We start from the raw sequence: 24,077 nt of genomic DNA on the forward strand, positions 1-24,077 counted from the left end.
TTTATAGGAATATATAAAGTATAAATCCTGGATATGCAAATACTTTTTGACACATTAATAAAAGTCAAAACATAAAAAAAGGATCTTTACAGTTAAAACAAAATTCGAAAACAAAAGCTTATAACAATCCGCTTTCCTTGAAGCTAAAATAATCGTTCCCTGCAACAATAATGTGATCTACTAACTTTATACCTATGATTGCACAAGCTGAAGCTAGGCTTTTAGTCATAGCCTTATCTCGCTCTGATGGCTTTACAGTTCCTCCAGGTTGGTTATGAGATATTATCATTGATGTTGCTCTTGCAAGTACTGCTTTTCTTATTATTTCCATTACTAAGATGGGTACCTGACTCACTGTGCCTACGTATGTTTCCTCTCCTATTAGATAGAACCCTTTATTCAAAAGCATTATTTTAAGGTTTTCTCTCTCTGCATGACCAATATTAGCCTGCAGATAATCCGTTAGCTTTTCCCAGTTATCTATTACTGGACCTTTTTCTACCTCTTCTATTAACGCACGATTCGCAAGCATACTAGCACCACGAATTATTGCCACTGTAGAATCGGTTACCCCTTCTATAATTTTTAGATCATCCATTTCCTGACTTAAAATCCTTCCCACCCCTTTAAAATGATCTGTTAATCTTTTCGAAATAACCTGAGCTTGGGTTCCATCATGCACTGCATTGAGCAGCATTTCAAAAACCTCATTATTAAAAACTGCTTCTTCACCTTGTAATATTCTATACTCTATTTCTTTTCTACGATCTTCACTTTTATTCATATAATTTACCCTTCACTAACAACAAACTTTTTTTTTATATTTACTGCTGTTTTTTATCAGCATTGGCATAAAGCCATAGCTTTTGAGTGAAGTCAAATCAATTTCTCAATCTTTTTCATTTATTTTTTTATGAGTTAGTTAAGATATTAATATAATGCTGTTCTATGGTTATCTATTAAGGCTGTTTTTTCACCAACATATTCAGAACTTAGAAAAACAAAAGAGTTGAATATTTCTTCACAATTGTTTATAGTTACTAATGCTTTTTAACTTACTTTCTCATGGCTCTTTCGAAGTTTCTCGATCCAAAAAATGATATATCGTTCAAGCGCATCTTTGGTACTGAAAAAAATAAAGATATCCTTATTCACTTTCTTAATGATATTCTTGGCTTCACTGGCAAAAGTACAATAAAGGATATAGAGTTCTTAAGTACTATTCAAGACCCTGATATTGCCTCTAAAAAACAAAGCATTGTCGATGTTCTTTGTAGAGATGAAAATGGGCTACAAGTGATAGTCGAAATGCAGGTCGCTAAAACCAAAGGCTTCGAAAAACGTGCCCAATACTACGCTGCTAAAGCCTATTCAAGACAAGCGGATAAAGGTGATCAATACCATGAACTTAAGGAAATTATCTTTATTGCTATAGCAGATTGTATACTGTTTCCGGACAAGTCTGAGTATAAATCAAAGCATACTATTCGGGATGAAGATACTAATGAACACGATCTAAAAGATTTTTACTTCATATTTATTGAATTGCCAAAATTTCCAAAAACCAAAGAGGATCAGCTTTCAAATATAGTTGAAAAATGGATCTACTTCTTTAAATATGCAGATGAGACTAGTGAAGAAGAGCTGGAAAAAATAATAGGTAGTGATGTAATAATTAAAAAGGCCTATGAAGAGCTAAATAGATTTAACTGGTCAGAAAAAGAATTTATTGCCTATGAACAGGAAATAAAACGTATTCTTGATGAACAGGCTGTCCTCGCTCAAAAACTTGATGATGCTACTGAAAAAGGTAGAGAAGAAGGTAAAGAAGAAGGCATCCAAATCGGACATGAAAAAGGCAGAGCCGAAGGTATTCAAATTGGCGCGGAGAAGGGTGAAAAACAAGCTAAGATAACAGTTGCAAAGAATCTACTAAAAGCAGGTGTTTCTATTGATATTATAGCTCAAACTACTGGTCTTACAGTTGATGAAGTTAAAGACTTAAGCTGATTCTATCTTTTGACACCTAGATGAACATCTTTGTACTAGATGAAAACCCAGTAATTGCAGCACAAATGTTATGTGATAAGCATATAGTAAAAATGCCATTAGAAACTGCTCAGTTATTAAGTAATGTTTTTTCAATAGCATTAAAAGCGCCAAATCCTTTTGTCAGTACCACAGATCAGAATATAGCAGTTCCATATAAACTCACTCACAGCAATCATCCTTGTTCTTTGTGGGCTAGGCAATCGAAAGGGAACTTTTGTTGGTTGATAGAGTACGGAAAAGAATTATGTAAAGAGTACACTTGGCGATACAAAAGAAAGCATAAATCAGAAGAAGTAATAGATTGGTGTGATAGTAATAAGGATTTACTCATTTTTCGATCAGCTGATATGCAAGCTTTTATACAAGCACTGCCCGATCGGTATAAATGTACTAATCCTGTAAAAGCTTATAGGGAGTATTACCTACAGGAAAAGATGAGATTCGCTAAGTGGGAAAATGGAAGAGAAGCACCAGGTTGGATAGTAGGAAATCCTGCTACACATTTTTTCCACATCTTTTCTTGATAAGGACACAAGGTTTACGATATCCAAGGGCTAGCAGCAGTAATACGCACACGTGCAAGATTATTGGGTATATAATGATAGGGAATAATTTCTTCATATATAGCATTTCTCATAATAGTCCAAACAGGTCATAGGAAGGCAGAATCAACAGCACGACGAAAGGATTCGAATAGAAGAATGTTTTTCCTGGCTCTGTTTTTTATAGCAAACCAATGATGCTCAATTTTGTTGAAATCTGGAGAATAAGGCGGCAGATACAAAATTTCTGCACCAACCCCTTTAGCAAGCTCGATAATCTTATCAGACTTATGAAAAGTAGCATTGTCAAGAATGACCATACGCGTCAAATTAAGGAAATAAAGGTATGAAAGAGATAGAATAATAAGGTATAAGTTCTCCCAGATATACTTTTAGTGAGAGAACCAATGAATAAAATAACTTGCTTATCAAAAAAGCTCAAAGAATTTTTTAATGAAAAAGCAGAGAAAATCTCAATTATAACAAGGTTTATAAAAAGAAAGAGAAAGCTAAAAGGTTCATCATTCGTAAAAGCCATGGTCTTGGGTAATATAGGAGTTGATAATTGTAGCGTAGAAACAATGTGTCAATTACTAAACGAGGACTCGATAGATATAACAAAACAAGGTTTGGATTTTAGATTTACTGAAGAAGCAGTGGAATTTATGAAAAGGATGTATAATGAATCTGTGATTCTCTTTAAAAATATCTTGCAAGTTGATTGCAAAATCTTACAGCAATTTAATAGTGTTAAATTATTGGACAGTAGCTATATTACTCTACCTAACAGTATGGAAGAGATGTATAAAGGTTATGGTACTAGCTACAGTGGCTATGAAAGCAATACTAAGTCTGGAATAAAGTTACAATTAGTTTTCGATTACATGAATCAGATAATAGACCAACTTAATTTAACGGAGGGAATAAGATCAGACCAGGGATATAGGAAACATTTAAGTAATATATCAAGCAATGATTTGCTAATATCTGATCTCGGTTATTTTGTGCCAAGTTCTTTTAAACAAATCAATGAAATAGGAGCTTATTTCATAAGTCGTCGATACCAACGTATATGATGTAGAAACAAATCAAAAAATGGAGTTATTAGAATGTTTAGAGATTTTTAGAAAACGAGGTATTGTTAGGAAAAGAAGCAAAAATTAGAGTAAGAATTATATGTCAGAAACTAACTGAATATGGCCAGAAGAAGGAAAGCTAATAGATTAGCAAGATCGCAGGATCCTCTAAAAGAAATCAAAAATTGTTGAACTGGTATAACTAATGTTCCAGAAAATAAAATTAGTGCTGAGCAAGTATTAACGATTTACAGAGTAAGGTGGCAAATTATTTAAATTGTATAAAAGCCATATCAGGCTTGATAAGCTAAAAGGAAAGCCATGCAGAGTATTATGTGAACTATATGCTAAATTGTGCGCAATTCTTATATTTCACGGCATAGTTGGTTGCACAGAAGTGAAAAAGAATACAGAACTTAGCTTAACAAAGGCATTTATTGAGCTAAAAAGGCGGGTTAGAGAGTTATTTTTAGTATTAACCAAAATTAATAGTTTAAAAGCATTTCTTAAAAAACTCACTATAACTTGGTCGCGATTTTCATTAAAAGACAAACGTAGAAGGGCTAGAGTATCCACTTTAACCTCTCTAAATTTGCTCACAATCTCTTAACTTGACGCGTATGGTCAAGAATGACAGTCTGTCCAGGTTCCAAGATCGGTGTCAAAAATTGCTCAAACCATCCATTAAAAACATCCATATTACAGTGGCCTTCAAAGGTTAACGGAACAACTATCTTTCTTCCACTTAAGGCTGCAACCATACTGATTCGTTGAGTTTTCTTTCCAGATTTTAAGGCATAAAACCGCTGTCCTTTCTGGCAATATCCTTAGGGGTAGTCTTCGGTGTTATCAATGCCAGACTCATCTATATACACTAAGTTTTTAGGTTCTTTTGTCGCTATAACCCTTGCAAATTGAGCTCGCTTTTCCTCATTTCTTTCTTTATACTCGTAGGTCTTTTTTTTCTTGTGAATCCTATATTTTTAAGTGCTCGATGAATCGTTTGTCTACTAATATTGCCCCAAAGCTTAGCCATCTCTGACTGAGTTTTACCACCTTGCTCATTTGCAAATTCGGTAAATGCATTCCAGTCGGTAATTTTATGGTTATAGCCCACGCTTCCAGGCTTTTTTGACTGAAAATCTCCCGTTTTCTCACGTCTTTTCTTCCACTCATATAAAGTTGTTTTTCCAATCTTAAATCTCTTGGCAACAGTTTCTCCACTCTCTCCTTCATCCAATGCTTCCATTACCTTTTTCCTTAAGTCATAACTATATGCTGCTGCCATGCTTACCATCACTACTATAAATCCATACCTTACCTTTTTTGGACTATTATGAGAAGTGCTATACAATGCGAATTGAACTAGGATTCACTTTATATAGCAGTGATATTTCACCCTTAGCTTCGTTTCTTATATTTTTCAACACATTTTCTCTATCAGTTAAAGAAACTACAGTATCCTTTGTTACCGAAACCTCTGCAAAAGCAGCTCCATAAGCATTTGCAGCTTCAGCATATTCAGGAATGAACGCATATTTTGGTAAAAACGGTGATGCAAGCAACATAGCGCCACCACCTACAATGATAAAAGGAAGTTCAGCATGCGGTCCAGAAATTTTCTGATAAAGTTTTTCAAGCTTCAATACTATTTCGCTCATAATACGCTTTGCACACATAGCTTCCTGTTTAGTAAACTTAACAGAAGAAAAATTAACATGCCCTAAAGCTTGTGCCATATCAGTGAAAGTTATCTTGCTGCCTCCCCATAGTTTTGCATGTTGCTTTATTAGATATCCTGCACTTTCAGGTCCTATATTAACTTTATCATCTTTTGCTTCTATATAACTGCCACCTTCTAAGAAACTCTTTCTGCTAGTAGCTCTTTTTTAATCAAGACATAACCAAATTCACTAGCTTTCTTGCTTAGAGTCTTCACTATTTTTTCCTTATATAACTTTTCATAGTAATCAATGCCCTTCTCTACATATTCCTGTCCATACTTTAGCATACTATAAAAAATGCACGCCAATTTCCTAGCCGTAGCGGTAATCGCTTTCGGTGCTCCTAGTCGTTTTTTTAACCTTCTGCAATATGCACCAATCCCACTGTTGCTTCTTGACACACACTGGGCAGCCATCCTAAAGCATTTGCAGCACGAGCAATAACTTTGCGAGTTCTCGTCCCAAATACTTTTTCCCCTGTAACTTTATTAGCAGGACTTAGCCCCAACCAAGAAGTAAAGTGCTTCTCTGATGGCCATTTATCGTGGTTCAAACCAACTTCTGAGATAATTGTTTGTATAGTTAGCACATCAAGCCCAGGAACTTTAGTAAAATCAATACCGGTTACTCTATACAGTTCTTCGTGTAAAGGAAAGTCTGGTCTGTTTTTTGAAAACCTATTCTTTATTTTGCTGCATCGCTTATTCTCGTCAGATTTTGTTTCAAATGTTTTGTAATATTGTTCGATGCTTTTGTCGCATTCTGCTATTTTTTCCTGATAAATATTATACAATTCAAATTCTTGCTTTAACACAAATAAGAGTTCCTTTCTGTAGTCGCCTTTTAGCGCTTTTGCCATGGTAGATCTATCATTTCTTATCCGTACATCTCTCAATTCTGATAATTTTTCAGGATTCCTTTCACCTTCAATTATTGCTTTGATAATTTGCATACCGGTCACTCCAGTAATATCACTTATGACTTTGTGTAATTGAACGTTCATTTGAATTAACGCTTTTTGCATACGTAGAATATGTGTGGATGCACTTTCAATCAGGTTGCTACGTTGCCTAACGTAATTACGCAACACACACATTTGATCATCAGGTCTAAACGACCCATGGAGTAATCCATAGCTGTGTAATTGTTGTAACCATTGACAGTCTTGAACGTCGGATTTTCTACCAGGCACGTTCTTAATATATCGTGCATTTACCAATTTTACCTCAAATCCATATGACTCAAGTATTTGAAACAAAGGAATCCAATATACTCCTGTTGATTCCATAGCTACTGTTCTAACTTTACATTTCTTTAACCACCCTGCTAAGTTATGAAGATCAACTGTAAAGCATCCAAATTTTTTGACACGTTGTTCATCTCTTCCTTCAGGTACACATACATAATGTACAGCTGAGCCGATATCAATTCCTGCTGTATCAGGATTCACTATTTCTAGTTTACTTTTTGCCTTTATCATGGTAATTATCCTACTATAACTTATAATGGAGAAGCACTTAAGCTTGGGACGGTTAGATTATACAATCTTCTAATCGAGGTAGTCATAATAGACTCCATCAGTGGTTTAACCGTTCCTCCAAAACCACGCTCCTAAACGGGCACTTAAGCACCATTGATCAGTCGGTTATAACTGCAGAAGTACTTCTTGATAAATTATATATAAAAATTGCTATGGAAGTGAAGAAATAGTTTCTTTCCGGTTTAACAAGATTTTTTTCTTGTTCGACGCTCCTAATTAAGAATCTAGTGAACTGTCTAAAACAGCTATGAAGATTGCACAAAGAATTATATAAATTACTATCATAACGTTACCCAAACTTCTATATCAAAGCTACGTACTGTAAGTTCAATATGGAAAACACATTAACCACTTAGCATTATTACCTGTAACGTCTACTTCATCCATTTTATTATTAAGACCATCAAACTTTCTACTGGTTTCCCTAATTATTTTGGCTACCTTCACTTTAAATTTTCCACTACTTGGCATATTATAGCTCCACCTCTTATATTATAACCTACCTATTGAGATTACCTCCAAGCTTGGTTACTCCTATCTCAGAAAGACAAGTTGATACTTTGTCCTTTGAATGGCCTTGAACGGAAGCATTACTTAAATAACTTTGAGGCTCTAAATTCATTTGCTGTTTTTTTGTACCATCAACTTCTAATGTACTATCTCTGTTGTGTAATATCTGCTCTATTGATTGATTTAGCAGACCCTTATTAAATTGAGCTATAAACTTTTCAAATTTCTTCGGACTTAATTTACCAGGGCACCCTGCTTCCCTACCAGGACATGCTTTCTCTAGATGTGAGTTTAAAATCCCTGAAATCTCATTAAATTTACCATCCATGACTTTTCTAGTAATTTCTTCTTGTACTTTTATAAAGTCAATATCTAATCGATGTATTGATATTTTGCTATCCCTTGCAGCTTGTTCTACTACTTTCCTAAATCCCTTTTTAATGTTCAATGCATAGCCCTGTGCTTCTAGTGGAGATATAGACTGGTCTACTGTAAAAATGTACTTCTGACCTGTAACCTTTCTAATTAATAAGTCAAGCAACATTATTGTACTATTTACATCTATTGGTGCATCAACTTGTGAGATTGAACTTGTAGTACTTAATGTTTCCTCAGGTAAAGCAGCTCTAAACCCACCTACAGAACTTTTCACCCAACTAAACAAATCATTTATCCATGAAGATGGTCTTGTGCTACTACTTGCTGCTATTTCAGGTTGACCACTTGAATCTATAGCAAGAAGATTACGTGATAAGTGACTACGATGATGATCATGATCTCCATGGTGATGACGGCGTTTACGTTGTGCAGGTTTTTCTCTTTCTTCCTTGAGTTTTCCCTCTAAGTATTCCACAATATTATTATATCCTTTATCTCTAGCAATATCTAGCGTTGTTTTACCAGCCTTGCACTTAGCATTAATGTTGGCCCCCTTACCTATTAGGTACTCCAACATACCTAAATGACCACTCCAAGAAGCCCAGTGCAGTGGTGTATGACCTTGCTCATCAGTATCATTAACACCTACTCCCTCTTTGCTAAGAAGAAATTCTATAATATTCTTGTAATCGCTTTCAGCAGCAATATGTATAGGATTTTTGCCATATTCATTCTCAGCATTAATATTGGCACCTCGATTAAAAAGATCTATAATTTTATTAAGACCACCACTTTTTACTGCGATCAACAATTTTTTATCTAAATCTAATTGTGTTTGTTTCAAATACTCTACAACATCACTAAGTTTTTGATAGGCAGCAATATCTAGCGGTGTTGCACCAGCCTTGCACTTAGCATTAATATTGGCTCCCTTACTTATAAGGTATTTTACTACATCTAAATAACCAACAGCAAGGTGCAGAGGGGTATCATCATTGTTATCTTTAACATTAACATTAGCTCCCTTGCTTATCAGATCTATAACTTTATTAAGATCACCACCTTTTGCTGCGATTAACAATTCTTTATTCAAATCTAATTGTGCTTGTTCTAGATATTTTACAACATCATTATGTTTTTGATCGATAGCAACATTTAACGGTATTTTACTGCCCTTATCTTTGGCATTAATATTAGCCCTTTTATCTACAAGATACTTTGCTACATCTAGATGACCACCCCAAGAAGCCCAATGTAGTGGTGTCCAGTAACCATTATCTTTTATATTAACATCAACTTTCTCTTCATCTATAAAATATTTTACTATATCTAATTTACCGTTGGAAGCAGCAAAGTGCATAGGAGTTCTGCCAAGTATATCCTTAGCATTCACATTAGCTCCCTTATCAACTAAAAACTTAGCAATATCTGAATGACCTTTCAATGCAGCCCAATGTAATAGTGTACAGCCATATTTATCAGTAACATTAACACCACCCTCGTTCTGAACAATAAACTTGACTGTACCCAAGTCACCAGCCCAAGCAAAATAGTACGCACCATGTCTATCTTCGCCTCCGTTAATACCTTTTACAATAAGATTATTAATTGTCTTTAGAACCTCTTCACTTTTCACAGTAAGTAACAATTCTTTATCCAAGTGTGCTTGCCTCAAAACCCTTTCTATATTACTATTAGAACCTACAACTTGTAGAGGGGTCAAATTTCTATTATTTTTAACATTTATGTTAGCACCATTATCTATAAGACACTTTACTGCATCTAAGCGATCTTCCCTAGCAGCATTATGTAGAAGAGTGTTACCATCATTATCTTTAGCATTAATATTAGCACCTCGACTTACAAGACTTTTAACTTTACTAAAACTATTACTTTGTACTGCATCTGACAGTTCTTTATCTAATTGCGTTTGCTCTTTTTCTCTGTTAAACTCTACTACAATATCTTCTGATTTACAAGTAGAAACTATACACTTTGAGTTAGAAACTGTTGCATCATTAAAAGCAAATATCATCTCTCTTGCTGGTTGATAAGTATTCCAGTTCTCTACTTTTACAAGAGTGTTATTTTTATGTGATAACAATAAAGTATCATTCATAACTTTCATATCGAAATCTAATATAGACTTACCTTTCAAATCAACCAAACCAATATCATTCTTATTAATAGGCTGATTATGATAAATCTGTAACCCTTGCTCATCTGGTTTATAATACCTGAAAGAACTAAAGTCCTCAGCTCTTTCTCCAAATTCTTCTGGTTCCATAATTCTATTGTTCAGTTCTACAGATAAATCCCAATTTTTGTGAACAGAAGAGTAGTAATGTGATATTGATAATGCTCCTCTATCTGATAACAATAGCAAGTCATTATTTAACTTCAAAAAGAGTACTTTATCTGAATCAAACGTGAAGCAATTATGATAATTTAAAAGGTCAGTACCATTAACACTAAACCTTCCATCTATTTTTAAGCTATGAGAACAATAATCTCGCTCTAGTTCCCCACTCTGAAGCTTGTAATATTCTTCCCCGTCAAATGTAACTGTAACATCTTTATAATCTGACAACAGCGTTACGTTTAGGCCATTTTTATTAATCTTTATTTCCCCTGCATTATTCTCTGTAAATGGCATATCATCTAATGTACAATTTAACTGGCTAAAATCTAATATGCCATTTGCTTGAGCAATTGTAATATTAGCGTTTCTGTTATCGAAAAGATAAAGATGACTTATATTACTTGGAGCTTCCCAGTAAAAATTATGATGTTCTTTATCAGGATAAAAAATATGATTACTGGAACTACCTATAGTACTATGATAATTAGCACTTGATAATTGCTTTGTAATATTAAAGTTTGAATTGTCTATCTTTCGTAAATTATCTAATTTATCATCTAACACAACATCACCACTTATGCTTTTTGTCACATGCAAGTTTGTTGCTATACCAGTCTTACCATCTATTTTTGTTGGTGTTACAAATAAACCATCTGCTGTTTTTACCGATGTTTGTTTATCTACACTTATAAAAGCCCCGCTTTTATTATAGATGGTTGTTATGTTATTAACATGGGTTATGTTATCTATATCATTAAAATTTATCGGTAATAATACTAAACCTTTTCCATGAATGGAATCACCAAAATAACCTTTTATTGTAGTAAAGTTTTTTACCGTTATTACATCATTGCCACCTTTACCGTCTACATAATCTGCATAAGAAACTTCTATATGATTAGCTTTATCACTGCCAATAATAGAATGTATATTCTCTGAATCTGTAAAATTACCTTGCGTTACAACTATGTTCTTTTGTCCTTCTATTCCTAAATTACATACAAAATTATCCTTTGCTATGTAGAAGAAATTTGTTCCTTGTTTATGAATATCACAATTACTTAACTGATTTGTAAAATAATACCTATTCTGTACACTAGACACTTGATTATTGATTCCATAACTATTAAGTAGTATATTCTCACCATTAAAAATAACATCAATGGTATAATTAGAAGTCACATTTATAAAAGCATTGTTATTAGACATATAAAATAACATCTTTACAGGCCCAGAAGGATTATTTCTGTTATATGAAACTGCATTATAGCAATCAGTCATATGTTCTTGTAGAAACCACCTTTCTACTGTTCTGCTTAATTTCATGTTACTATACTGCGATGCACTACTGCATGATGCGCCACTTGGTAGACTCGCCAAGGTTTCTTTGCTTACAATTTGTACTGCAATATTATCGTCATGTGGTCCACAAACAACATTATAGTTTCCAACAGCACTAGGAATTATTCTAGAATTATGCTTAATACCACTAGTGTAAAATAGATACGTAATATTTGTGCTTGATTCAAAATCAAATGTATCATCAACTATCCTTGTTTTAGCACGGCACTCATTCGATACACCATGCAAAGCTTGACCAAATGCTAGACCGTATCCTTCCCATTGTCTTTTATCTCGAGAACGAGCGCTAGTAGAATATTCTTCTTTTGTAACCAGTATAGAAGGTAGTGAAATAGCTATTGTATCATAGTTATTCTTAAATTGATTCAAGATCTTTGATATATACTGTTTATATATCTCTTCTGTCTGCAGATCATTTCCTATATAATCTGGTACTTTTTTACCAAGAAAGAAATCCCAATACAAGTCATGTTTCTCTTGATCTGTAAGTTTTATATGTTCTCCTAATTTTTCTACTTCAAGTCCTGCTTCTACAAATTGTGCTATAATGATTACAGCAACTGAAATAGCAGCACCAACTGGACCTGCAAATTCTCCTATTATTCCTGCTTCCATACCTATAGCTGACATTGTTTCCGTAACAACCGCAGGGACATCTGCAGCTATAAAAATGGAGTTAGTTGCTATGTTTAGGTCAGCAATCCTTATATCTGCAGGATCTGTCGCACTTTGCCTTGCTTTTATTGACTCCGCTAACCCTAAAAATGCTGCAAAGTTACCTATAGCACGTCCCATAACTGGAGCAAATCCCTTCAACATCTGAGAATCAAGCTTTGTTCCTAACTCTAACATTTTTCCAGAGATTTTTTCACCAATCTTTGGCATTACCCAGAGATTTAATGCATCGTAGCCTAATCCCTCTATATCTCCATTTGCTATATGCTTACCAACTAAGAATACTGTAAAGGCAAGACCTGCACCTTCTGCTACTTTTCCTATTTTTTCTGCTACCCCTGATCTTCTCAGAATATTTTTCACTTCTTCTTTGTTCTCTATATTATCCTTTATTTCTTTCACAATATCCCCAATCTCTGGATCTATTGAATCCAGATCTATTTCTTTAATCTTTGCTACAAATGCCTCTTCAACATTTTTATCTATAATTTCACCTTTAGATATCTTCTGAGAAACCTTGAAAAGCTGATCATAAAACTCAATATTCTTTACTCTTTCTGCTACCTTACCAGCATTGAATAACTCTTTGATACGTTGTTCTTTTTCCTCCTCTGTAATCTTTTCTTCATCAAACGAATCTATGCAGGCCATACTTACACTTCTTTCTCTTCTTGGTTTTTTACTTGGTGGATACTCCGGCGATGAAGATTTTCTTTTAGAACACTGCCCTACAGTAGGTAACATATGAACTGAACTATGAACTACTTCAACAGGAATAAATCCTTCCTTAGCTGTCCTACTTGTTAAAATAAGTTTATTTGGATTGTTCGATCCTTTATCGAAAACAACACCGATAAACTTTACCTCATCACCATCTGTAAGTGTTTTATAGGTAACACCTTCTTTGTATTCTTCATTTATTTGATCATTTGCTTCTCTCAATAAAGCTTGAGCTCCTTTGCCCTGCCTTGATGTCTTAAGTTCCAACCCTATTGGTGTGTACTCCTCAGCATTTCCACCTTGAGCCACAAACTTAATACCATGAACTAGCATGTCAATACGTTCCCCTCTACCAGTTTGAAACTCAGTTAAAACTAATGCTCTGGTTTCTGGAGATTCTTGTAACTTTAGGTCGCTATAATAACTAAATACTCCATTCAATATTCCCTGGAAATGAGCTTCTTTATTAACGAGACTCTTAAAAGGGAATATTCCTTCTCCAATTTTTTCTAATAATCTACTATATCCTCCTACTGATAAAGATTGGATATCTAGTGCTTTATCGAATGTTTCTTTTAACTCATTAGGGTAAGGAACTTCTTTGAAAGTACCTTGAAATCTCTCAGCTCCGTTGTTGTACTCTCGTAAAGAATCGTATTTTTCAGTCCAAACAGTAAGATATCTTTGAAAATCTGACTTGTATCTAGTATCAAAATTAAGACTTAATTCAACTATTTCCCTATTCCCTATTTCTCTGTTTAACCTCTCAAGAGGGAGCACTTCATCCAGCCCGTTCAGAACATCCTTTCTGTTAGCTTCAACAATATTTATTACATAAACCAACTTCTCTGTATTTTCTGGAATGAGCACCATTGTCACAACTGCATGACTCGCATCAAGATTAGCTGACAATCTCTCCCTGGCTCTTTCAGCTGCTGGACGTCTAAGCCTACGAAGATTAGGACGTACCTCGGTAGGTATATTGTCTCCATAGATAAAAATGTATTTTTTAAAACCAGTTTTTAAATCTTCAACTCTATTTAGCAATAGTGATTGCCCTAGTAAAAATCTACTAAAATAATGTTTATCTCCCTTCTCAGGTGTACCAGGAAACGTATGATAAATACGTTCTAGATTATCTTTCACCTGTCCCTTTAATTCTATTGTTCCAATCCTTTGCGTATCCCATTCATCAGCAGATTTTAGCATATCTTGAAAAAGAGGAATTATTTCTTCCCCACGATTTGATACTTTAATATCAGAGATAGGAGATGGATTATCAAGATTGACACCAACACATAAAATGTTATCTGCAGTGGTTAGAACTCGCTGAACATTTGGTTGGAAGCCTTGTGCATACTTTTCTGTTTGTTGCAAAGCCTTATCTGGAGTAGCGTTAGGACCTGCCCCTGCTTTTAACTCAATAATAATGGGAATAGAATTTAATGCACGATCAGGACCACGAGCCAGCAAGATAATATCTGCATAACCCCTTCCTGCAAATTGCTCTGGGTAAACTCTAAGATTATACCTATAGTGGAAATTCATGAAAACGCCTACCATAAATCCATGATGTGATGCTTCACGGGCACTATTATCATAGACTACTGATCCTACATACTCAGAATGAACGTTATTAATTTTTTCAAGAACTTTTTTTAAAGACCTGCTAACTGTTTGCGCATCAGAATCAGATAGCTTCGCTATATCACCTTCCGGATTATTCCATATTCCTTTTTCTATTTCATGAAATTCCTTGCTAGTAGCAGAATCAAGTATCTCTTTAGCTTCCATATTAACAAAAATATCACCCTTTCCTTTATAGATCTGTACTAATCTAGATTTTATTCTATCTTGAATTTCATTCTTAATATTTAGGATCTCATTCTCAACATCCCGATCTCTAATCTTACTCCTATCTATATTCTTTCTTAATATGTTCTCCAACTCATTAACGGTAAACTGATGGCCACGCTTACCTTCTGAAATGGAAAATAAATCTATATTATTAATAGCATCTTCAGCATTTCCAATTTGACCATTTTTAACAATAGCTACTTTTAAAGTTTTTGAAGTATCAAAACTAAAATAAATCTTTTTAATATTTAACTTTTCTGCAATTTTTGTATCTAGCAAAGTAGAAAAGCTCCCTAGGAAGAAGTGTGTAAAAAATCCTGCTTTTTCTACAGAGTGTAAATAAGATGGAATCTGATCCACAAATGACTGAAATCTCGGTTCAAAAGATTTAAAATCCTCATCTTGCCGGCTTATACCAACTTCTTTACTTGCTTCCTCTATCAATAACTGTATTAACTCAAAGTCTTGTGGTCTTACTTTACCCATGACTCTTTTTAAGCCTTTTGCAAGCTCTTTATCATTATCAATAATATTCCTTTCAAGACCAAAATTATAATGGTTTCGTTTACCTGGTGCACCAACATGAAATAACTGTATTTGAGTATTTCCATTACCATATTGAGTTTCAACCTCACCAGAAACACTAATCGTTGCGCTAAGCATTCCACTCATTGCTCTTATTTCAGGTTCACCTCCCCAAGTATCAGGGTTCCTCATGTTTTCCAAGTAACGCTCAAAATCACCTTCAACAAAATCTCTGAACTCATTTCTATAAGAACTTATGTGATCAACTACTCGATTACGAAATACGTTTCTTACTAAATTTGCAAATGTATCATCATAATTCGCAGCACCTAAATTCCGAACCAAACCTCTAATATGATCTAAATTTTGGGTTACAGTTCCATCATTTCCAAATAGTACTTCATACCTTTGTCGAAATAAAGCATCGTCGTTTCTGACGGGTATTAAGTAAGCCATAGTAACAGACCAAAATAAGCAACTACCGTCTCCTGGAACATCGATTCTCTTAACCTGACTTCCACTTTCGGAATCAACATCAGATCTACGATAACGCTTAAGTTGATAAAATTCTTTAGCTTGCTCTATATATTGTATTTGATCCGATAATTCGGTAATCTTTGAATTAACGCCTTCTTTTTTTAGGTGATCTGTTAGATATTGTGTCTTAAACATAAAGCCCCCTTCATTACATTATACCAAACCCACTATTTATTATCAGAGATATCAACAATACAAGCTATTTTTACCCGCATACTAACTTGGATATATAACATTTGTATTATAATGCAACGCCTTTTTGACAGAAGCTAAAGTAGTAACAAGAGAAACCATCACCTATTTTATAGAATTGCCTTGTAATACCTTAATTGCCCAACCCTAATTGCTCACATGCTTTGCTTAATTTAACCTCAGTTAAGCTAGTAAACCCTTCAGCTGTAGACTTACCGTATGATAAAAATTTATTTAATGAATCAATATCTCTTTGCTCTAACACAGATCGTATATACTCCGCTTGCCTAGAATCCATAAATTCTTTAATTTGATCAGAATTAGCCTTATCTAATATTGCCCATACCGGTTCCATGTAATTTTGATTTACCCAAGGTACTAATAAACTTGTAACAAGAAAGCAAGATCTATTACAAACTTCTTCCTTCAGCACATAAGTACGATGGCTATCAAATCCCTCCTTTCTCCACATATGCATAAAAAGCTTTGCACCTTCACCAGCATAATATGAGCTGTTTTCTGTTTTTATATAGTGTAGCCAGACAAGATATTTATCTTCTGAAACATTACTTGGTTTCAAATAGTCAAACAATGCTTGAAATTGATCAAAGCGAAGTGCACCCTGTAGCGTGTTTAGACTACCATAATAACCATTTTCAGCTAAGTCTCTTTTTAGAAGTTCTGGATATTTATCAGGACTTATTTGACTAAAACAAAACTCGAATATTTCAGGATAACTATTACAACGGTTCCCTGCTACATATACTGCTGTCTTCATCAAGATTTCATCCTTTTTCTGTTCGCTCATCTCACTTTCAGGTAATGATTTTATTTTATTCCAGAAGAATTCCACTGCCTGCTCTTGCTTAAGACTCACAGCACATTTAAGCCCGTACTCATATGGATGACAGCCATCTAAATTTAGTTTAGAGATGTAACCACTAACAAAATGTGACCAAAACTGCGCTAAAAGACCAGATCCGCAACACCTAACTAAGTGCTCATACTCCAATAGACTACTCTTACCTTGAGCTGATAATTCCTCTTTTCTTTCCTCAAACAAAGCAATAATATCTTCTTCTAGACAGCAACGACAGGCAATGGCATACTTATCAAAGAGATTACCTGAATCTGGCGCAATTAACTTTTTGCCTACGACTTGCCTATCAAGCTTAACTCCATGTAAATTGTCTACTTTTTTCCAACAATCCTCACTAGACAATACCTGTGCAAGAAAATTACGTCCTTTTTTGCCACTTTTTTGGTGCAGATGCCAATTTGCATAGCACCAGCGTTCAATTTGAAAAAGCTTAGATGCTCTATAAGGATCATCCTCTTTAATAGACGAAAATAAAACTTTTGGAATATCTGAACGTAGCATGATCACCTCTTTATGAATGGAAAAAAATGGAAACTGTTACGTCTAACATACACTATAGTAACTTGATGCCATTTCAAGCAAGATATCACGTTTTTAGGTTTTGTCAATCCTCAATTTGAAAATTTTTTTTAGACTTGAATAACTCTCAACAAAAGCCTCTTAATATGAGAGATACATGACGTTTTGTTTATTTTAAATTCTGTTTTTTATAAGTTTATCTTAATACTTATTGTCAAATGAATTACTATTAATTTAATATTATATATTGCTAATGAATTAAATAATATAACCATTTCTACCACTCAAAACCAAGGGCGGTGAGAGCTTTTTGTTTTGGGATGGGATGGTCTACCGCTTGTTCTGTGCGAACTTTTACTTATAATGATTTTACTATACCCTAAAACTAGCTATTTTAGCCTATTTTGCCACATTTATATACGAACTAATTCGCTTAGCTTTGTTGTAATAATTTTACGTTTTTGTTTTTGAAACACCCCTTTTACGTAAAAAACTCTCACAAATATACGTACTTTTTTTGTGTTTTGTGAAGAAAGTAAATAATTGAATTGCTGTTAACGCTAGTTACTGTAATATTCCTCCCAGAAACGCTCCTGAACAAATATTGCTTGTACCGTTGAAGACGAAAAGATTTATGGTTAATCTTATTAAATTGATAACTTATTTGACTAAATAATTGCATAGTGGTATACTAAGTTAATTAAGCTTGTAGTAAGTAAGAAATATGCCAGGTGTTATTGATAATCAAAATTCTATTAGCGATGATTTTGTAAATATTAGCAATACTTTAATAAAAGAGGTCTTAATTGAAAAGCTCGGACCAATTAAGAGTGAATTAGAAGCTCGAGATGAACATGATCTCGACGCGCTTTTGAATCAAGACATTTCTAGTTTAATTAAAATATGGAAGAATATAGAGCGTTCTGAGAATAGTGAGTTAAATGATGCTTCTGACCTTGCCGATCTGATAACAGGACAAATTGCAGAATTTGATAAAGAAAAATTACTAGAAATGTGTACTCTCAGTAAAATTGCCTATGGTGATGGGGACAGGAAATTAAAGAAAGATGAATATGAAACTAAAAGGCAGTTTGAAGAAGCAGGTTATCAAATAATAAAATTTTATGACAATGAACTCATTCAAGATAAATATTGCTCAGATAGTGATTATAAATTAGAACAACACAATGTCGGCTATGCTTTGACGGGTAGCAATTCATACAATCGAGATGTTGGTTATGTTTTTATTAAAGACAAGGAAGTAACTATAGCTTATCATGGTACTCGCGATTTGAATGATTTGAAGGAAGATCTTCGTGCATCTTTGACTAAGTTATCATTTTTATCTGGAGATAATTATATCCACTCTGGTTTCTACTCTTTATTCAAACGCTCTTGGCCCAGCGTACACAAGATATTACAAGGGCATGCTAATGATAAAGGATTAGAAGGAATCAAAAGTTTAAAAATTAATGTTACAGGTCATAGCATGGGAGGTGCTCTTGCTACTATAGCTGCTTTATGTCTTGATAAAACAGAAGAAGCCAAAGAGGTTGTCCGGAAACAAGTAAAAGGCTATAATATCTGAAATTTTAGTACGGGGTAAAGATGAGAAAAAAGTATCCAACAGATCTAAGCGAAAGGGAATGGGCAAGAATAGAAAAACACTTCAGAGTATCATACAAGAAAGGAGGAAGGCCGCCAAAGTATAGCAAAAGAGAAATATTAGAAGCAATTTTCTATGTATTGCGTACAGGGTGTCAATGGCGGTATTTACCAAATGATTTTCCGCTATGGAAGACTGTGTATGAGCAGTTCAGGCAATGGAAGAAGCAGGGAATTTTTGAGAAAATGAATTATGAAATTACAAAATATAGTAGAAGAAAAATAGGAAGGAATGAGCAGCCGAGTGCCTGTATAGTAGATAGTCAATCTGTAAAGACTACAGAAAAGGGGGGATCAAAGGCTATGATGGAAGTAAAAAAGTAAAGGGTAGAAAAAGGCATATAATTACAGACACTCAGGGTTTTATACTAGGTTGTTACGTAGGCGCTGCTAACGAAAATGATAGAGATGGTATTAAAATAGCATTAAACAATATGAGAACAAAATATACTAAAGTTAAAAAAATGTGGGCTGACATGGGATACCAAGGAAGAAATTTAAAGAATCACATAAAGGAAGAATATGACATAGATATTGAAATTGTTAAAAGGCCTCCATGTAGATTTTGGGTGCACAAAGATACGCCACCTGAGCTACTACCAACAAGAGAACAAGGGTTTAAAGTACAGCCAAGAAGATGGGTTGTAGAAAGGACTTTTGCTTGGGTTAATAGGAATAGAAGGCTATCGAAGGAGTATGATTTACTCACAACATCCACTGAGAATTTCATATACCTAGCTATGAGTAGGGTTATGTTAAAGAGGGAATATGCTTGAATTTACTAGTTTCCGGACAACCTCTAATAGTGACGTTGTTTGTTATAAAAAATTTCTATATATTCAAATATAGCAGTTTTGATATGCTGTTTAGAGTGCCGAGAGGTGTCTATTGGTAACTCCCTTTTTAGAGAACTGAAGAAGCTTTCCACAACAGAATTGTCGTAACAACAACCTTTATAACTCATCTATGTTTTTTATGGATAAGAGATATTGATAACCTTGCGAAGTATATTGTGAACCTTGATCACTATGTAATAGTAGATTTTTGGCAGGTTTACGCTTGTTAACGTCCATTAATAAAGAGTCCATAACCAATTGTTTATTTATTGAACTGCTCATTAACTACCATGCGTGAATATAGATCGATTATTGTTGCCAAATATAGCCATCCTTCTTTGGTTTTTATATAAGTAATCCCATACTTTATTTGGTTGATCGACAATAAAGTTTTGGTCTAATATATTGGGAGCTACTGTCCGTTTGTTGTTTCTTAATTTTAAATTTTCTTCTCAATATAGCCTGAATACCATTTTTCTGCATAATACTTTGCACTGTTTTTAAGTTGCAACTTTTACCCAAAGCCTTCAATTCAGCATGAATTTTAGGAGCTCCATATCTACATTTAGAAGCTTGATATATTTTTTGAATATCTGCTAATAACTCTTTATTTGCTGATTCTCTACTGCTTATTTTCCTTGTAGTCCACTTATAGTAGCCACTAGCAGAAAACCCTACATAATTCCTGCACTTTATAGTGTTTACTATGCTCTTTTATGAAAAAATATTTTACTCTTTTTGACTGGCCAGGGCTTTTTTTAAAATGTCTCTTTCTCTTGTTACTTTTGCTAACTCTTTCTGTAAATCAAATCTCTCTTTGTCATAAGGTGCTACATCTGGAAATGCATTTGCCGCTGACTTTTTTTCGTTATATTTCTTCATCCATTTTCCTAATACACTATCCCTTATTCCTAGATCTCTTGCTACTTTTGCAACTGGTTGACCTACCTTTCTTTGTTCATTTGCCAGCTTAACAGCTTCCAATTTGAATTCTGCCGTATATTCTCTTGCCATTTCTAATCCTCCAAAATTTTATTTTACCCGAAAAAACTCCTTTCTTTCTCTCCACTTTTTCTGGGTAAGGTCAAGAAGCCTATTGTCTAATTATGTACCTAAATTTTATTACGGCACTTTCACTACTACTTTAACGAGTGAGCTACCTTTCTATAAAAGACCTATCGACTGTTGCAATTATAGGCGTAAACAAGAATGATAAAAGAGTACGAGATTGAGTAACTATGTACACTTCTGCTGGCATACCAGGGTATAGGTATACGTTTTTAAACTGAGCAAGCTCTGGTTTTGGTATCACTACACGTACTGAATAATAACGCCCTAGTCTTGGATCATCAAGAGCGTCAGGAGAAATATGGCTTACTATACCACTAATTAAACTTAAACGACGTGCACTGTAAGCACTTAACCGGACTTTAACCTTTAGCCCTTCTAGCCCATCAATAGAGACTATGTTGCTATCTTTCTTTTGTGCCGACAGTACCTCTTCTATGTTTCTGGTCTGAATTTTAGCATCTATTATTAGGTCATCATCCGATGGCACTACGCTCATGATCGGAACTCCAGATTGTATAACACCACCTTCAGTATGGTATCTTATATCTGTGACTATCCCATCTTGAGGCGATTTAATTATTGTACGTGCTAATGAATCTTCAGCAACCATCAGCCTCTCTTTCAAGTCTGCAATAGACGTACTAACTTCCTTAAGTTCAGCGTTTGCTCTTTCTTGAGAATCGTTTCTCACGTTTATAATTTCTAATTCGTTCTCTCCAATTTTTTGCTGCACTTGAGATATTGCAGAACGGTAATGTCCAACTCTGCCTTCAATTTCAGCAAACTGCTTTTCTAAAGCTAAAATGTGTGGTTTGCTTATATGGCCACTATCAAGTAATTGTCTTTTTGTTTCCAACTCCTCAGTTATCAAGTCATATTGCTTATGAGCTGCATTTAGTTGAAAGTTTAGCCCCGCTAATTCATCATTTAACTGCTTTATACGTTGTTGCAGTATGTCTGTTTTTCCCAATATGCTCTTTCTCTGAGAGTTGAACAACTTTACTTGATTCTTTATCGCTTTATTTACAAGTTCATCGTGAGATAATTTTTTAACCTCATCAGGAAACTCGAGCGTGTCCAAATCTACTCTGATTGCAAGAAGCCTTGCTTCTGTTGCTAAAAATGATAAGAGCTTCTCTTTGATAATACTTAAATTCGCCTTCTCGTTAACATCACTCAACAAAACTAGAGGCTCATCTTTTTTAACTGCTTGGCTCTCTTTGACTAAAATTTTGCTTATTATTCCTCCACCCAAGTGTTGAACTATTTTCCTATTTGAAGATACAATAACTTCTCCACTTGCATGCACCGCACCGTCAATTGGAGCTATAGCCGACCAAATACCACCTATCCCAAAAAAGATAAGTATTACTACCAGACCAAAAAATAGTGGTCCCCATGTTACTCTCAGAACTTCATTTACGTTATTACTTTCACGTTTTAAAATAAAATTTATCATCGCATCAATCAATGCGAACGTCTTATCCAAAAATTTTGGGTACTTCTTCTTTTTATTTTTTGCTCCTTGCATATTTATATTATCACTATGGCCAATCAAGCCTGTCAAAGAAAATCCAGTGCTAAGCTTTTTTAACTTACTGATCATAATACTACTGTGAATTTGTGTTAACTCAAGATAACACACAAAAACAAAGAATCTATAATTTAAGCATTCCATTTAGACTGTAGAGCACCAGAATAAACTATTTAGTAACAATTCCTGCATAACTATGTTTTTAAAATTTTTTGACGTTTAACTTTATTATAACTTTTCCTTTATTTTGTGAATATCTGAGTTACTTATATTATGTAAGAAATCTATTGCCAACTAGTCAATATTCTGTTAGGAATTAAGATAATATAAAGTTATTATGTTTGGATTGGAAAGCAGAAAGTTCCTGATTACTGGTGCATCAGGCGGAATAGGGCAAGCAATTGTAAAAATTATGCACAAAGCCGGAGCAACTTTATGTGTTTCTGGCACAAAAAAAGAAGTGCTCGAAGAAGTTGCTAAACAATATGAAAAAAATATGCACGTACTCCCTTGTGATTTATCAAATGCTGAGGAAGTAAATCAACTAGTAAACAGAGCAAGTGAGTTGATGGAAGGCTTTGACGGGCTTGTATGCAACGCGGGCATTACGCAAGACAGTTTATTATTGAGAATGACAGATGAAACATGGCAAAAAGTAATTGATATTAACTTGAGTTCTACATTTAAGCTGAGTAGAGAAGCATGCAGGAAACTAATTAAGAATAATTGGGGAAGAATTATAAATATTTCCTCAATAATAGGGCTGACAGGAAACGCCGGGCAAGCAAATTATGCAGCGTCTAAAGCTGGAATAATAGCTATGAGCAAATCTATAGCAAAAGAAGTTGCAAGTCGTAATATAACAGTAAATTGTATTGCTCCTGGGTTTATAGATACTAAAATGACTGAAGTTTTAAATGAAGTGCAAAAGGGAAAAATATTAGATAATATTCCAATGAAAAGAATGGGAACAGGGGAAGAAATAGCAGCAGGGGTCTTATTTTTAGCAAGTGATGAAGCAAAATATATAACAGGGCATGTGCTTAACATTAATGGTGGGTTATTTATGTAGCAACACTTATGTATGGACAAATTATAATTTTTACTTTAAAATAAAAATATGTGTAGGTGTAGGTTTACGTTAATTTATTATTTAGAGGCAAAAAAATGAGCTCTATAATGGAATTTTTTAGTGTTTTTTGCGTAGTATTGCTTTTCTCTTTCTCAGGTTATGCAGCTGACCCTGATATGGATGACACAACTAAAGTAATATGCAATATTATTGGTTATGTTTGGGGGATAGGCGGTCCACTTATGACGGTAGTAATAATTGGTGCAGCTTTGCTTGCAATATTTGGCAGGATGCCGTGGCCAGCCCTCTTTGCTCTTGGCATGTTCTGTGGTGTATTTTTTGGCGCTAAAACTATCATAACGAAAATTATGCCCAATGTAAGCGATGAAGCAAAAGCTATGTTGGAAAATTGTGGAAAGAGAAACCCATAAAAGTACAGAATGCTTTT

General features: G+C 34.3%; 11 protein-coding genes and 6 pseudogenes. 7 read left to right on the forward strand and 10 right to left on the reverse strand.

The window, feature by feature from the left end; genetic code table 11:
- Window positions 1-118: 118 nt before the first annotated feature.
- Window positions 119-784, reverse strand: coding sequence for a JAB domain-containing protein (locus tag ACQH2O_RS05765; protein WP_141456736.1), 666 nt, complete (start codon window positions 782-784; stop codon window positions 119-121).
- A 281-nt stretch (window positions 785-1,065) separates the two neighbouring features.
- Here ACQH2O_RS05765 and ACQH2O_RS05770 point away from each other — a divergent pair, with 281 nt between their 5' ends.
- Window positions 1,066-2,010 carry an Rpn family recombination-promoting nuclease/putative transposase gene (locus ACQH2O_RS05770; RefSeq protein WP_425385137.1) on the forward strand — a complete coding sequence of 315 codons (945 nt, stop codon included), beginning with the start codon at window positions 1,066-1,068 and terminating at the stop codon, window positions 2,008-2,010.
- 20 nt (window positions 2,011-2,030) lie between these two features.
- On the forward strand, window positions 2,031-2,576 hold the full coding sequence (locus ACQH2O_RS05775) for a pyrimidine dimer DNA glycosylase/endonuclease V (protein WP_019236576.1): 546 nt from the start codon (window positions 2,031-2,033) through the stop codon (window positions 2,574-2,576).
- Between the two features lie 128 nt (window positions 2,577-2,704).
- On the opposite strand, the pseudogene ACQH2O_RS05780 reads toward ACQH2O_RS05775, so the two are convergent.
- Window positions 2,705-2,911: pseudogene (locus ACQH2O_RS05780) on the reverse strand (transposase); the annotation flags it as partial.
- A gap of 90 nt (window positions 2,912-3,001) precedes the next feature.
- Here ACQH2O_RS05780 and ACQH2O_RS05785 point away from each other — a divergent pair.
- A pseudogene (locus ACQH2O_RS05785) lies at window positions 3,002-4,280 on the forward strand (IS4 family transposase).
- 10 nt (window positions 4,281-4,290) lie between these two features.
- Here the strand turns inward: ACQH2O_RS05785 and ACQH2O_RS05790 are convergent.
- The 6 genes and pseudogenes from ACQH2O_RS05790 to ACQH2O_RS05815 form a co-directional block, all read right to left on the reverse strand.
- A pseudogene (locus ACQH2O_RS05790) lies at window positions 4,291-4,958 on the reverse strand (IS630 family transposase); the annotation flags it as partial.
- Between the two features lie 58 nt (window positions 4,959-5,016).
- Window positions 5,017-5,409 (reverse strand): hypothetical protein, encoded by a 393-nt coding sequence (locus ACQH2O_RS05795; RefSeq protein ID WP_425385138.1) that lies wholly within the window; start codon window positions 5,407-5,409, stop codon window positions 5,017-5,019.
- Between the two features lie 119 nt (window positions 5,410-5,528).
- Window positions 5,529-6,874: pseudogene (locus ACQH2O_RS05800) on the reverse strand (IS110 family transposase).
- A 387-nt stretch (window positions 6,875-7,261) separates the two neighbouring features.
- On the reverse strand, window positions 7,262-7,405 hold the full coding sequence (locus tag ACQH2O_RS05805) for a hypothetical protein (RefSeq protein ID WP_019236588.1): 144 nt from the start codon (window positions 7,403-7,405) through the stop codon (window positions 7,262-7,264).
- Window positions 7,406-7,433: 28 nt separating this feature from the next.
- On the reverse strand, window positions 7,434-15,995 hold the full coding sequence (locus ACQH2O_RS05810; RefSeq protein WP_425385139.1) for an ankyrin repeat domain-containing protein: 8,562 nt from the start codon (window positions 15,993-15,995) through the stop codon (window positions 7,434-7,436).
- Between the two features lie 190 nt (window positions 15,996-16,185).
- Window positions 16,186-17,433 (reverse strand): hypothetical protein, encoded by a 1,248-nt coding sequence (locus tag ACQH2O_RS05815; RefSeq protein ID WP_265023235.1) that lies wholly within the window; start codon window positions 17,431-17,433, stop codon window positions 16,186-16,188.
- A 742-nt stretch (window positions 17,434-18,175) separates the two neighbouring features.
- Here ACQH2O_RS05815 and ACQH2O_RS05820 point away from each other — a divergent pair.
- Together ACQH2O_RS05820 and ACQH2O_RS05825 are read left to right on the forward strand one after the other, a co-directional pair.
- A complete protein-coding gene (locus tag ACQH2O_RS05820) occupies window positions 18,176-19,039 on the forward strand; it encodes a lipase family protein (protein ID WP_138317963.1) in 864 nt (287 codons plus the stop codon).
- A 20-nt stretch (window positions 19,040-19,059) separates the two neighbouring features.
- Window positions 19,060-19,892, forward strand: a pseudogene (locus tag ACQH2O_RS05825) (IS5 family transposase).
- Window positions 19,893-19,915: 23 nt separating this feature from the next.
- On the opposite strand, the pseudogene ACQH2O_RS05830 reads toward ACQH2O_RS05825, so the two are convergent.
- Both ACQH2O_RS05830 and ACQH2O_RS05835 read right to left on the reverse strand, forming a co-directional pair.
- A pseudogene (locus tag ACQH2O_RS05830) lies at window positions 19,916-20,966 on the reverse strand (IS3 family transposase).
- Window positions 20,967-21,108: 142 nt separating this feature from the next.
- Window positions 21,109-22,629, reverse strand: a complete 1,521-nt coding sequence (locus tag ACQH2O_RS05835) for an HlyD family type I secretion periplasmic adaptor subunit (protein WP_010962735.1) — start codon at window positions 22,627-22,629, stop codon at window positions 21,109-21,111.
- A 265-nt stretch (window positions 22,630-22,894) separates the two neighbouring features.
- Here ACQH2O_RS05835 and fabG point away from each other — a divergent pair, with 265 nt between their 5' ends.
- The gene (fabG, locus tag ACQH2O_RS05840) at window positions 22,895-23,629 is read left to right on the forward strand and encodes a 3-oxoacyl-[acyl-carrier-protein] reductase (RefSeq protein ID WP_010962736.1); all 735 of its coding nucleotides are present in this window, start codon (window positions 22,895-22,897) and stop codon (window positions 23,627-23,629) included.
- Window positions 23,630-23,724: 95 nt separating this feature from the next.
- Window positions 23,725-24,060: a TrbC/VirB2 family protein gene (locus tag ACQH2O_RS05845; RefSeq protein WP_070356877.1), complete on the forward strand. Its 336-nt coding sequence runs from the start codon at window positions 23,725-23,727 to the stop codon at window positions 24,058-24,060.
- Window positions 24,061-24,077 lie beyond the last annotated feature (17 nt).

The sequence above is a fragment of the Wolbachia endosymbiont (group B) of Schoenobius gigantella genome (assembly GCF_964031005.1).
Lineage (GTDB): Bacteria > Pseudomonadota > Alphaproteobacteria > Rickettsiales > Anaplasmataceae > Wolbachia > Wolbachia pipientis.